The organism is Hungatella hathewayi WAL-18680, from assembly GCF_000235505.1.
GTDB lineage: Bacteria > Bacillota > Clostridia > Lachnospirales > Lachnospiraceae > Hungatella_A > Hungatella_A hathewayi_A.
In genome coordinates this window covers 691,124-703,094 of sequence record NZ_JH379027.1, presented here as the reverse complement: position 1 = coordinate 703,094, position 11,971 = coordinate 691,124, and the positions used below count along the sequence as shown (strand labels likewise).

Annotated in this window: 12 protein-coding genes; all 12 read right to left on the bottom strand. The window is 50.5% G+C overall.

Going from position 1 to position 11,971, the window contains the following annotated elements; translation table 11 throughout:
- Nucleotides 1-85: 85 nt before the first annotated feature.
- Nucleotides 86-2,008 carry a BglG family transcription antiterminator gene (locus HMPREF9473_RS03240; protein WP_006778630.1) on the bottom strand — a complete coding sequence of 641 codons (1,923 nt, stop codon included), beginning with the start codon at nt 2,006-2,008 and terminating at the stop codon, nt 86-88.
- Nucleotides 2,005-2,265, bottom strand: coding sequence for an HPr family phosphocarrier protein (locus HMPREF9473_RS03235; RefSeq protein ID WP_006778629.1), 261 nt, complete (start codon nt 2,263-2,265; stop codon nt 2,005-2,007). Before HMPREF9473_RS03235 ends, HMPREF9473_RS03240 begins: the two co-directional genes overlap by 4 nt.
- Nucleotides 2,262-2,576 (bottom strand): PTS sugar transporter subunit IIB, encoded by a 315-nt coding sequence (locus HMPREF9473_RS03230; RefSeq protein WP_006778628.1) that lies wholly within the window; start codon nt 2,574-2,576, stop codon nt 2,262-2,264. Before HMPREF9473_RS03230 ends, HMPREF9473_RS03235 begins: the two co-directional genes overlap by 4 nt.
- A gap of 154 nt (nt 2,577-2,730) precedes the next feature.
- Nucleotides 2,731-3,804 (bottom strand): peptide chain release factor 1, encoded by a 1,074-nt coding sequence (gene prfA / locus HMPREF9473_RS03225; protein ID WP_006778627.1) that lies wholly within the window; start codon nt 3,802-3,804, stop codon nt 2,731-2,733.
- Nucleotides 3,797-4,720, bottom strand: a complete 924-nt coding sequence (gene prmC, locus HMPREF9473_RS03220; protein WP_034858672.1) for a peptide chain release factor N(5)-glutamine methyltransferase — start codon at nt 4,718-4,720, stop codon at nt 3,797-3,799. Before prmC ends, prfA begins: the two co-directional genes overlap by 8 nt.
- The gene (locus tag HMPREF9473_RS03215; protein WP_006778625.1) at nt 4,695-5,672 is read right to left on the bottom strand and encodes a DUF1385 domain-containing protein; all 978 of its coding nucleotides are present in this window, start codon (nt 5,670-5,672) and stop codon (nt 4,695-4,697) included. Before HMPREF9473_RS03215 ends, prmC begins: the two co-directional genes overlap by 26 nt.
- An 86-nt stretch (nt 5,673-5,758) precedes the next feature.
- A complete protein-coding gene (rpmE, locus tag HMPREF9473_RS26690; protein WP_006778624.1) occupies nt 5,759-5,968 on the bottom strand; it encodes a 50S ribosomal protein L31 in 210 nt (69 codons plus the stop codon).
- A 126-nt stretch (nt 5,969-6,094) separates the two neighbouring features.
- Complete coding sequence (rho, locus tag HMPREF9473_RS03210; protein WP_006778623.1) at nt 6,095-7,576, bottom strand: transcription termination factor Rho; 1,482 nt, start codon at nt 7,574-7,576, stop codon at nt 6,095-6,097.
- A 177-nt stretch (nt 7,577-7,753) separates the two neighbouring features.
- The gene (locus HMPREF9473_RS03205; RefSeq protein WP_006778622.1) at nt 7,754-9,070 is read right to left on the bottom strand and encodes an AAA family ATPase; all 1,317 of its coding nucleotides are present in this window, start codon (nt 9,068-9,070) and stop codon (nt 7,754-7,756) included.
- Nucleotides 9,071-9,165: 95 nt separating this feature from the next.
- On the bottom strand, nt 9,166-9,837 hold the full coding sequence (locus tag HMPREF9473_RS03200; RefSeq protein ID WP_006778621.1) for a polysaccharide deacetylase family protein: 672 nt from the start codon (nt 9,835-9,837) through the stop codon (nt 9,166-9,168).
- A gap of 105 nt (nt 9,838-9,942) precedes the next feature.
- The gene (locus HMPREF9473_RS03195; protein ID WP_006778620.1) at nt 9,943-11,277 is read right to left on the bottom strand and encodes a tagaturonate reductase; all 1,335 of its coding nucleotides are present in this window, start codon (nt 11,275-11,277) and stop codon (nt 9,943-9,945) included.
- 222 nt (nt 11,278-11,499) lie between these two features.
- The gene (locus HMPREF9473_RS03190; RefSeq protein WP_006778619.1) at nt 11,500-11,703 is read right to left on the bottom strand and encodes a cold-shock protein; all 204 of its coding nucleotides are present in this window, start codon (nt 11,701-11,703) and stop codon (nt 11,500-11,502) included.
- Nucleotides 11,704-11,971 lie beyond the last annotated feature (268 nt).

The following is an 11,971-nucleotide window of genomic DNA, read 5'->3' as shown; positions in this document are numbered from 1 at the left end:
CCTTTCAGTAAGATTTATCTCTATTATGTCGAATTTTGTCACCAAAAACAAATCAAGATGTGCACGGCGGTCGTGCACATCTTGTTTACTCGTAGCTGTCTACCACATTTTTTATAAATTCGTTATAGGTTTTGCTCTGTAGAACCCGGTTTAAAGTCATCCGCTCCATCAGCAGGACCACCAGGTTGTCGAAGACATTTCGAAACAGGCCAATCTCGTCCTTGCTGATGGTGAACAGCAGGATAATGTTGACGAATTTCCCGCCCCACAGCACGGGGTGGTCGTAGAGCATGATGTACATGCCCGTCTTCTTGGCGTTCATGGCCATAGAGTGAGGCACTGCCACATAGTCGAAGGCGGTGCTGGACATCCGCTCCCGCTCCAGTATGCCATCCAGGTACGTCTCATCCGCGTACCCCAGATTGCACATATCCTCCATCATGAAGCAGATGATATCCTCCTTGCTGTCAAACAGGATATTCCGGTGGAACATGGCCGGGTTGGTGACCGCTATCAACTGCTCCAGAAGCAGCTGTTTCTTCTGGGTCCGGCGGATGTTCTCGATGTGCATATTGAGCGAATCGTAGTCTCTGTCCGTCATCCAGGAATTGATGACAGCTACTTCCCGGTCTGGAAATGGTTTCAGGGGTACCGTGGAGATGACCAGGTCCACATTTTTCTCATTCATCAAATCGTCTGGATTCGTTAAAACGTTCACAATCTCAAGTACATTTCCAAACCGGTTTGTCAGATTCCGCTCCAGCCGGCTGGAAAAATCATAGTACTGGGGGAAAATGAGAATGCACTGCAGTTTATTGGTGGACTTCTCATTCATCTCCAGCAGGGTGCCGATGTGGAGGGCGATGTAGGCAATCTCGTCCTCCACAATCTCGTAGCCGGTGCGGTGGCGGATGATATTGCTCATGCTGACGGCGCAGTCGAACAACAGAGGACATCCGGTCTTGATGGTCTCGGTCAGTGGGTTCTTGTTGATGAATCCGGTTTTCGCGCGGACCAGGAGGCTGCGGATGTGCATGGCGAAACGGATATAAAGCTCCTTGTCCTCCATATTCAGCAGGTAATATTCCTGGGTGCTCTGAAGAATCTCGTCCACCAGAGTCCGGCATTCCCGGCCGATAATCTGGTCCAGGTCGTTGTAATCGATTTTCTTGTAATCCACCCGGAGCAGGTGGCTCATCAACAGAAGGGTGAAGGACTGAAGCTCCAGTTCATTGTACTGGACGTCATACTTCTGCTCGAATTCCCGGATAATCTCCTCCGCCAGTCTCTTCTCCCCCTGATTGACCCGGATATTTTCACAGCACTCCTCATCGAACTTTCTGGAAAAATTCTTTTTAATCCGGTCCAGGCTGATGGTAATGTCCAGGATCAGGTTGACCAGGGCATAGCCGTTGACGTAGTAGTGGTGTTTGTTGCAGTAGTTAATCACCATGTTTTTAATCCACTCGATGTCATAGCCGTCAAACACCTTCTGGATAGACGCCAGGCTCAAATCATGTTTTTCAAATTCCTGATAATAGCAGCTGCTCATCAGGCGCCGCTTGTCGCTCTCCGCCCCCTGAAGGGAGAAGAAATCTCCGCTGATATTGAGTTTCAGATGATAGGGCTGACACATGCCGGCCACCATATTCAGCACCCGTTTCACGGTGGCGTAGCTGACGTACAGTTCCTCCGCAAAGTCATAGATGTTGAATTCCTCTTCCCCACTGTTTTTCTGTAAAATGGACTTGATGATATACAGGGCCCGCTCCTCGCTGGTCTGGGGACAGGCACTGTCCTCCGGGCTGATTTCCCCGATTCGCTCCCGGTCTATCTGGTAGCCTTTTGAGGTGGACGTTATCAGATTGGGGATATCTCCGTTTATCTCCGAGATATATTTTTTCACCGCACGGACGGAATAGCCCAGTTCCCCGGAGATGGCCGAAGCTGTGACACAGCCCTTAGCCCGCGTCAGCACATCTATCACGTTCCGCTGTTTCTCCGTCATAGCTGTCCCCCCTGTATATAATTCACAATCGCTTCCATGGCCATCGTTTCCTCCGGGGACTGAATGGCCAGCCTGACTTTATCTCCGCAGGCCACATTTAATCTCATGATATCCAGCATGGAGAGCAGATTGGAGCATACCCCTTCGTGCTCCAGCGTCATGGTGCCGCTGTATTTTTTTGCAAGACAATAGAGCTCCACCGCCGTCCTCGCATGAATCCCGGCGGGCAGACCGCAGATTACTTCCCGTTCCATCATAATGTCTCCCCCAACGCTTCCAATGCCAGTCTCGTTATGTTTGCCATATCCTGTTCCTCGTAGGTCTTCTTGTCAATCAGCACCACCCTGGTATCGGGAAAATGCTGTGCCACCTCTTCTTTGATGCCCTGAAACTTATACTTCAGTGGAATTCCCACCAGTATCACATCCGCTTCCCGCTGGGCCACTTCATACTCGTTCGCCGCCGACACCTCCAGCAAAATCCCCTGCTCCCCCAGGTACCTCTTCAACCGCTCCACCATAAACCTGCTGGAAATCCCGCAGCCACACGCCACTATCACTCGTCTCATTTTTTTACACCTGCTTTTGTACTGTTTCGGTAAATAAATATGGGTACATTATACTCGAAGAGTTTTTAAAGTACAAGACAAAAAATAAAGCCACAGCATGGGCAGTTGGTTTCTACACTGCCATGCTGTGGCTTTTCGACTATCTGGTAAAAATTTACATCTCATTCATCTTCGCCAATTTCGCGGCCTGGTCGGCGGCGATGCAGGCGTCTATGATTTCCTGGATGTCGCCGTTCATGATTTTGTCCAGTTTGTACAAGGTCAGGTTGATTCTGTGGTCGGTGACGCGGCCCTGGGGGAAGTTGTAGGTGCGGATTTTCTCGGAGCGGTCGCCGGTTCCGATCTGGCTGCGGCGCTCTTCGGCTTCGGAGTTCTGGCGTTTTTCCAGCTCCATGTCGTAGAGCTTGGAGCGCAGAAGACGGAAGGCTTTCTCCTTGTTCTGCAGCTGGGACTTCTCGGTCTGGCTGTAAATCACAATTCCGGTGGGAATGTGGGTCAGACGGACAGCGGAGTCGGTGGTGTTGACGCACTGGCCGCCGTTTCCGGAGGCACGCATAACGTCAATACGGCAGTCCTTATCTTCAATGACAACGTCCACATCCTCGGCCTCTGGCATCACTGCCACGGTGGCTGTGGAAGTGTGGATACGACCGCCGGACTCTGTCTCAGGCACACGCTGGACACGGTGGACGCCGCTCTCGTATTTCAGCTTGGAGTAGGCTCCCTGGCCGGTAATCATGGCTACCACTTCCTTGAAGCCGCCGATTCCATTTTCATTGACGCTGACCAGCTCCACTTTCCAGCGGTGGCTGTCGGCATAGTTGCAGTACATCCGGTATAACTCGGACGCAAACAGAGCCGCCTCGTCGCCGCCGGCGCCGGCACGGATTTCCAGGATGATGTTCTTGTCATCGTTGGGGTCCTTGGGAAGAAGAAGGATTTTCAGTTCCTGCTCCAGCTCCTCGATGCGCTTTCTGGCATCGGACAGCTCCTCCTTCAGCATTTCCCGCATCTCCTCGTCGGACTCCTCTTCCAGAAGAGCCAGACTGTCCTCCACTACCTGCTTTGCTTTTTTGTATTCCGTGTAGGTCTCCACAAGGGGAGTTAAGTCTGCCTGCTCCTTCATCAGCTTGCGGAAACGATTCTGGTCCTCAGCTACGGACGGATTATTGAGCTCCTGCATCAGCTCTTCATAATGTATCAATATGTCGTCAAGTCTATCAAACATGGGAACCTCCTATATCCTGCTTATATCCTGCTTTTACAATCCGGTCTAATCCCGGCGTGTCTTTTATCACCTGTATATCTGTATATCCGGCGTCACGAAGCAGACTGCTGACCGCCCCGCCCTGGTCATATCCAATCTCCAGATAAATCCGGCCTCCGGGCGTCAGAAACTCTCTGCTGTCAAGCGCCAGCTTCCGGTAGAAATATAGTCCGTCCGCCGTCCCATCCAGAGCCAGCGACGGCTCATAATCCCGCACTTCTGGCTGAAGCCCCTTGATAACGTCCGTGGGAATGTAGGGGGGGTTAGAGACAATCACCTGATAGCGCGCTCCACCGCTCCTAAGAATCTCTGTCCGCGCTTCATACAGACTGCTCTTCACTACCCGCACCTGGTCCGATACGTTCAGGCGCTTCGCATTTTCCTGTGCCACGCAGATGGCTCCGTCAGATATATCCACAGCCGTCACCTGCTCATAGCCGCCAAGTGCAGCCAGGCTGACAGCGATGCAGCCGGAACCGGTACACATGTCGAGTACACGGGTCTCTTTCCCCGGGTTCTCCCTGAGCACCAGTTCCACCAAATCTTCCGTATCCTGCCGGGGTATCAACACCCGCTCATCCACGAAAAATTCCAGCCCCATAAAATACTGGACGCCAGTGATATACTGCAGCGGTATTCTGCGGCTTCTCTTCTCTATCATCTCACGGTAGACCGCTATGGCCTGGGCCGATTTCCCGGCCTTGCCGTCTATCTCTCCGGACTCACAGTCCATCGGCTCCATCCGCTTAAGCAGAAAGTCCGACGCGCTGAGCCCAAATGCCTCCATCAGAAGATATCTGGCATCCAGCTCGGCCTCCGGTACCTCCGCCTGTTTTAACTGTTCAGCTCCTTCAACCAGCAGCTGCTGTAACGTCACTGTCACTGCTACTCTCTCTTTCCGGAAAGTTCTCCTTCAGATATTCTTTCCAGTCAAATACGGCGTTAACCGCCTCAATTGCCACTTCTATCATGCTGTCATCCGGCTCCTTGGTGGTCAGATTCTGCATCCACATGCCCGGTTTGCTGAGCATATTCACCAGCCAGGTGTCACTTCTTCCCGCCAGACGCAGAAACTCATAGGACACGCCGGCGATAACCGGAATCAGCACAATCCTGCTGAGCGCTTTCAGCCAGAAATTGTCCACCCGGATCACCATGAAAAACAGAATGCTGATCACCATCACGATAATCAGAAAGCTGGTTCCACAGCGCTTGTGCTGCTTGGAGCTGGCCCTCACATTATCCACGGTCAAATCGAGACCATGCTCGATACAGTTGATGCATTTATGCTCCGCACCGTGGTACATAAAGGTCCGCCTGATATCCTCCATGCGGGAGATAAGTTTAATATACACCACAAAGATGGCAATGCGGATAACCCCTTCCAGAAACGCCATCAGCGTACCTGATGTGATAAATCTCCGGAATATATTGGAGATAAACAGGGGCAGCACCATAAAAATCCCGACCGCCAGAATCACGGAAAACACCATCACAACGCCCATCAGGACCTTCTCCAGCTTTTCCCCGAACACCCGGTTCAAAAACAGTTCAAACTTCGAGGGCTCCAGATCATCCTCGTCATCCTCAAAGAAACTGGCCGAAAATGTCAGAGTCTTCATCCCCAGTATCAGGGAGTCCGCAAAACTGAAAATCCCTCTCACAAAGGGAAGGGAGAAAAACTTCACTTTCTCCGTCATGCTGACGTATCTGTCCTTCTGGACTTCAATCTCTCCGTCCGGCTTTCGAACCGCAGTGGCGTAGTCGTCTTTATTCTTCATCATAATTCCTTCAATGACGGCCTGGCCGCCGATACCGGAATACTTCATACTTTTCCAACCGCCTTTCTATACAAAAAGAGGTTGAGCTAAAGTGTTCCCACTCAGTCTCAACCTTTTCTTTGCTCATGCTTTTCTTATTCAGCAGCTTTAACGCCGTACTTACGGTTAAACTTATCGATACGTCCACGAGCGGATGCAGCTTTCTGCTGGCCTGTGTAGAATGAATGACACTTGGAACAAACCTCTACGTGGATGTCTTCCTTGGTAGAACCTGTTACGAACTCATTGCCACAGTTGCAGGTAACTTTTGCCTGGTAGTATGCTGGATGGATACCTTCTCTCATGATTTTCACCTCACAAATCTTATTTTCTATTCAATTGCGATGCCTGGCACCGCCTTTTGTCATTTAAACAGCTTGTATAGTATATCATAGAATATTTTTGAATGCAAGCTAATTTTCCCGTAAATTCTAGAAAAATCTCATTTTCTTTGCCATCTCGACAAATTCCCAGTTGGTCTTTGTTCTGGCAAACAAATCCAGAATCTTCTCCACCGCGTCCTCCGGCTTCAAGCTGTTGGTCGCCTTGCGGATAATATCCACGGCTTCCTTCTCCTGCGGATTCAACAGAAGGTGGTCGTTACGGGTACCTGACTTCAGGATGTCGATGGCCGGGAAGATACGTTTCTCAGACAGCTTCCGGTCTAACACCAGCTCCATGTTGCCGGTCCCCTTGAACTCCTCGTATACCACGTCGTCCATACGGCTTCCCGTATCCACAAGCGCGGTAGCCAGCACCGTCAGGCTTCCGCCCTCTCTCATGTTTCTGGCCGCGCCAAAGAACCGCTTCGGCATATGAAGGGCCGCCGGGTCAATACCACCGGACAGCGTTCTTCCGCTTGGCGCCACTGTTAAGTTATATGCTCTCGCCAGACGGGTGATGCTGTCTAACAGAATAATAACCTCTCTTCCGTGCTCTACCAGACGTTTGGCGCGCTCGATCACCATCTCAGATACCCGTTTATGGCGCTCCGGCAGCTCGTCAAAGGTCGAATAAATGACCTCAACGTTAGGGCCGATGATGGCCTCTCTGATATCCGTAACCTCCTCAGGACGCTCGTCAATCAGCAGGATAATCAGATGCATGTCCGGATGATTGGTGGTGATAGCCTTGGCTACCTGCTTGAGCAGAGTGGTTTTACCTGCTTTTGGCGGGGATACGATCATACCACGCTGTCCCTTGCCGATCGGGGACAACAAATCAAGCACACGCATGGCAGTCGTGCTGGAGCCGCCAGGCGTCTCCATATGAAGTCTCTCATTTGGGAAAATGGGAGTCAAATCTTCAAAGTTCGGTCTGCGCTCCGCCACTGCCGGCGGATAACCGTTGATGGTCTTGACATAGAGGAGGGCCGCAAATTTCTCGGCAGCTGTCTTCACCCTTCTGCTTCCCACAATGATATCGCCGGTCTTCATGTTAAAACGGCGAATCTGGGACGGCGCCACATAGACGTCATTCTCACCAGGAAGATAATTCTCGCAGCGGATAAAGCCAAATCCGTCCGGCATAACCTCCAGGATTCCGTTGGCCTCGATGCCGCTGTCCAGCTCCTTAATCTCCTCTTCCGTCATCTGGGGTTGAACCTTGGCCGTGCGGTTGTCTCCCTCCGCTGACTGGTGCGGGCGGTAAGGACGGCTCTGGGTCTGTGGCCGTGAACCTGACGCCGCGCTGCTTCCCTGGCTCTGTGGAGCAGTCTGCTGTGCGGGCGGTGTCGACGGTTTTGTAATCTGAGCCGCCACGGCAATGGCCTCGCGGGTCGCTTCCTCGTCCGCTTTCTCACATAATAAATCGATAATTTCACTCTTTTTCATAGTGCTGATGCCTTTGATTCCCTGTACCTTGGCCAACTCTTTTAATTCTGTTAATGGCAGGGTTTGTAATTTTTCACGCATATAGAAGTCTCTCTCCTTTTTATATTGAATATTGCCTGGTTCGCGTCTCTTGGAATTATATATGAACTCAGAATTTACGAATCGTCTTATACGACTGAAAAGAAGACCGGCGGTGCCTGCCACCGGTCAAAAGTATATCTATTTATCATTATAACCTATGATTCAGAAAAAGGAAAGTTAATTTTGTATTTTTCTGAAATATTCTTGAATCTGGGCCTCGTAGCCATTGTCGGAAGGGTGATAGAAGGTCACTCCCTCCATGCCATCGGGCAGATACTGCTGCTTTACATAGTGGTTTGGATAATCGTGGGCGTACAGGTAACCGGCCCCGTGCCCCAGCTTCTCCGCCCCTTTGTAATGCCTGTCCTGTAAATGTACCGGCACCGGCATGGTCCTTCCGCTCTTCACCGCGTCCATGGCGGCGCTGACAGCCATCACGGCAGAGTTACTCTTAGGCGCTGTGGCCACGTACAGAACGGCCTGTGACAGGATAATCTGGGCTTCCGGCATTCCAATCCGCTCCACCGCCTGGGAGGCGCTCACGGCAACCGTCAGGGCCATGGGGTCCGCGATACCCACATCCTCGGCAGCGCATATCATGATTCTTCTCGCTATGAATTTAATGTCCTCGCCGGCGTAGAGCATCCGTGCCAGATAATAGACGGCGGCGTCCGGGTCGGAGCCCCTCATGCTCTTGATAAAGGCGGAAATGGTGTCGTAATGGTTGTCCCCATCTTTGTCGTAGCGCACCACCCGCTTCTGGATACACTCCTGGGCGACTTCCAGGTTGATATGTATTTTCCCATCTTCCCCCCGTTCCGTGGTCAGAATGCCCAGTTCTATGGCGTTTAAGGCGGCTCTGGCGTCGCCGTTGGAGACATCGGCCAGGAATTCCAGGGCGTCATCCTCTATCTCGGCGTTGTAGCTTCCCATGCCCTTCTCCCGGTCGTAGACGGCCCGGTGGAGCAGTTCCTTGATATCCTCCTTCTCCAGGGCCTTCAGCTCGAAAATGCGGGAGCGGGATATCAACGCTCCGTTGACCTCAAAATACGGATTCTCCGTGGTGGCGCCGATGAGTATCAGAGTCCCGTCCTCCACAAAGGGGAGGAGATAATCCTGCTGGCTCTTGTTGAAACGGTGTATCTCGTCTACAAACAGAATGGTCTTCTTTCCATACATTCCCAGGGCGTCCTTGGCCTCTTTGACCACCTCTTCCATGTCTTTTTTGCCGGCCACAGTGGCGTTAATCTGGCGGAAATTGGCTTTGGTGGTGTTGGCGATAACCTTGGCCAGCGTCGTTTTCCCAGTTCCGGGCGGTCCGTAAAAAATGATAGAGCCTAGCTGGTCCGCCTGGATGGCGCGGTACAGCAGTTTGTCTTTGCCCACGATATGCTTCTGGCCCACCACCTCATCCAGGGTCGTGGGGCGGAGTCTGGACGCCAGAGGTGACTCGGTGTCCAGAGTGTTATTTCTCATATAATCAAACAAATCCATAGATATCTTCCTCTTTTACATGATGTTGTGGATACGAAATGCAGTTCTGTCGATAGTATACTACGTTTTCGTCCCACAGGCAATCCGGCAGAAGGTTAATCGATCAATAATTCTTCCACAGTCACAAAGGTATAGCCCTGTTTCGTGAGAATATCCACCACCTGCAAGGCGGCATCCACCGAGGTGTCATAGACATCGTGGAGCAGGATAATGTCGCCGTCATCCACATGTTTCAAAATATGGTTGACGACTCTGGCCGTATTTTGAGTTTTCCAATCCAAGGGGTCAATATTCCATAAAGTTACGGTCATTGGAACTATGCACTCCAGTTCCTCGCTCCAGGAACCGAAGGGCGGGCGGATATATTCCGGCCATTCACCGGTAATGTCATAGATTTTCTGATTGGTCCGGTTAATCTCGTCACAGGCTTCCTTTTCATTCTTTTTGGTCAGCTGGACATGGCTGCTGGTGTGGTTGCCTATCAGATGGCCGTCGGCCTTCATTTGGCGGATAATGTCCTCTTTCCCGTCGATACTGTCCCCAATCAGAAAAAACGTGGCGTGTACGCCCCTCTGTCTCAGCCCGTCCAGGAGCTTAGGCGTGTAGACCGCATGGGGGCCGTCGTCAAAGGTCAGGGCCACCTGTTTCGGCTCAGACAACTCGTCTTCCCCTCCCGATGCCATGACAGCTTCCCTGCTCTGTCCGAGACAGGAGACTGCCCAAAATAAAACCACTGCCGCCGCTATTACCTGAATTGTCTTTTTCACATCTACCGCCTGTTTGGCATTATTACTTAATATATGTCAGAATGCTTTTCTAATATACGGCAAAAGGACGGCAAAATCTGCCGTCCCTGTTATTTAAGGTGCTGCTTAAGCCAGAACTGCCTTGTAAGCCTCTGCCATGCCCTTTTCCTGAATCATGTTGTAGTACTCTGTCACCAGAGGAATCATTTCTGTCAAATCACTGTGCCAGTAGTCTTCTCTCTTCATGATGTCCTCCACAGAGGCTGTTTTCATGAATTCCATAATATCCGCTCCGTCATTGGCCTCATCGGTTCTGTAAAATGCAATCAGAGCCGCCATGGAGAATGTCAGGGCTGCCGGGTACTTGCCAAATTTCTCCTTGTACTCCAGAATGGTAGGAAGGACACGCACCTGGAACTTGCTCACGGAGTTTAAGGCGATGGATAACAGCTGGTGTTTGATAAATGGGTTGGAGAATCTCTCCAGCACCGCCTCGCCAAACTTCACGTCCGTCTCGGTGTTTCCAAGAGTCGGAACGATTTCCTCAAAGATACATTTCTTTAAGAACGCGCTGACGGTCTCGTCCTTCAGGCATTCTCCCACGGTACTCAGACCGTAAAGGCGGGCGCCCAGTACCATGGAGGTGTGGCCGCCGTTTAAGATGCGGACTTTGCGCTTCTTGTATGGCTTGGCGTCGTCGGTCCATACGATGTTGTAGCCTGCCTTATTGAATGGAAGCTCGTCTTCGTGATGGCCCTCGATTACCCACAGGTGGAAAATCTCCGCGGTGTCAATCAGGTTGTCGGTATAGCCAATCTGTTTGGTCAGCTCCTCCACCTCGTCTCTCGGATAGCCAGTCACGATTCTGTCTACCAGCGTGTTGCAGAAGTCGTTCTCGCTCTCCAGCCAGTTCTTGAAGTCACTGCCCAGCTCCCACAAGTCAGCGTACTGGAGGATGCATTTTTTCAGGTTATCCGCGTTGTTGTCAATCAGCTCGCAGGGAAGCAGGATAAATCCTTTTAATCCCAGTTGAAATCTCTTATATAAAAACTGGGTCAGTTTTGCCGGGTAGGACTTTGGCGGTGTGTCGGTCAGCTTCTCGGTTCCCAGATACTCGATACCGGCCTCTGTGGTGTTGGATACAATCACACGCAAATCCGGGTTCTCCGCCAGCTTCATATATTCCTCATACTGGGTGTATGGATTCAGGGCTCGGGAAATGGATGTCACGTGAGTGTGCTCGTTGACCACCTGTCCGTTGTCAATGCCGCGCAGGAATAAATTGTACTCGCAGTTCTGGTCCGCAAGCATCTGGCACATTCCTTTCTCAATCGGCTGTACCACTACAATCTTGCCGTCGTATAAGCCTTTCTCCTGCAATTTGTGGAAGAAATAGTCCACAAATCCTCTTAAAAATCCACCCTCGCCAAACTGCATTACTGTCTCTTTACTATTGCTCATTGTTTTCGCGACCTCCATAAATTAGTTTTTTGTTTTTCTTTTTTGTAAGTGCTTACATTTTAAGGAAAACCATGCATCTCTTATTCTTTATATCGCTACTATACAACATTTCGATTTGTAATGCAAGTGTTTTTCGGTATTTTTTGTAAGCCCTTACATAGAAATGATAAAAATCGGGCATTAAAAAAGGAGCTGCATAAAGCAGCTCCTATGATTCCACGATTATGCCAGGCAAACGTTAACTGCCTGAAGACCACGGTTTCCTTCAGCGGTGTCATAAGTTACCTTCTGACCATCCTCTAAAGTCTTGTAGCCATCAGCTACGATACCGGAGAAATGTACGAATACTTCCTCTCCTGTCTCGTCGTTAGTGATGAAGCCATATCCCTTTGTTCCGTTGAACCATTTTACTGTACCGTTATTCATTGTTGGTACCTCCTATTTTAAATATTATATTTCTCTTGAAACAAAAAAGTCACATATTTTTGTAAATCATCAGACGCCTCACGACTTACAAAAATATGTGAATCCAAAGCTCATTCAAAATACGATGTTACTATAACATTTTCCGGCGGGAATGTCAAGGTTTTTGCGTGCCAAAATCAGGCAAAATATTTGTAAGATTTTTGCATGATTACCAAAAAAATAAAGAAGTCTGCCGAGGCAGACTCTCGCGCCGGAGCGCGGTTGCTTC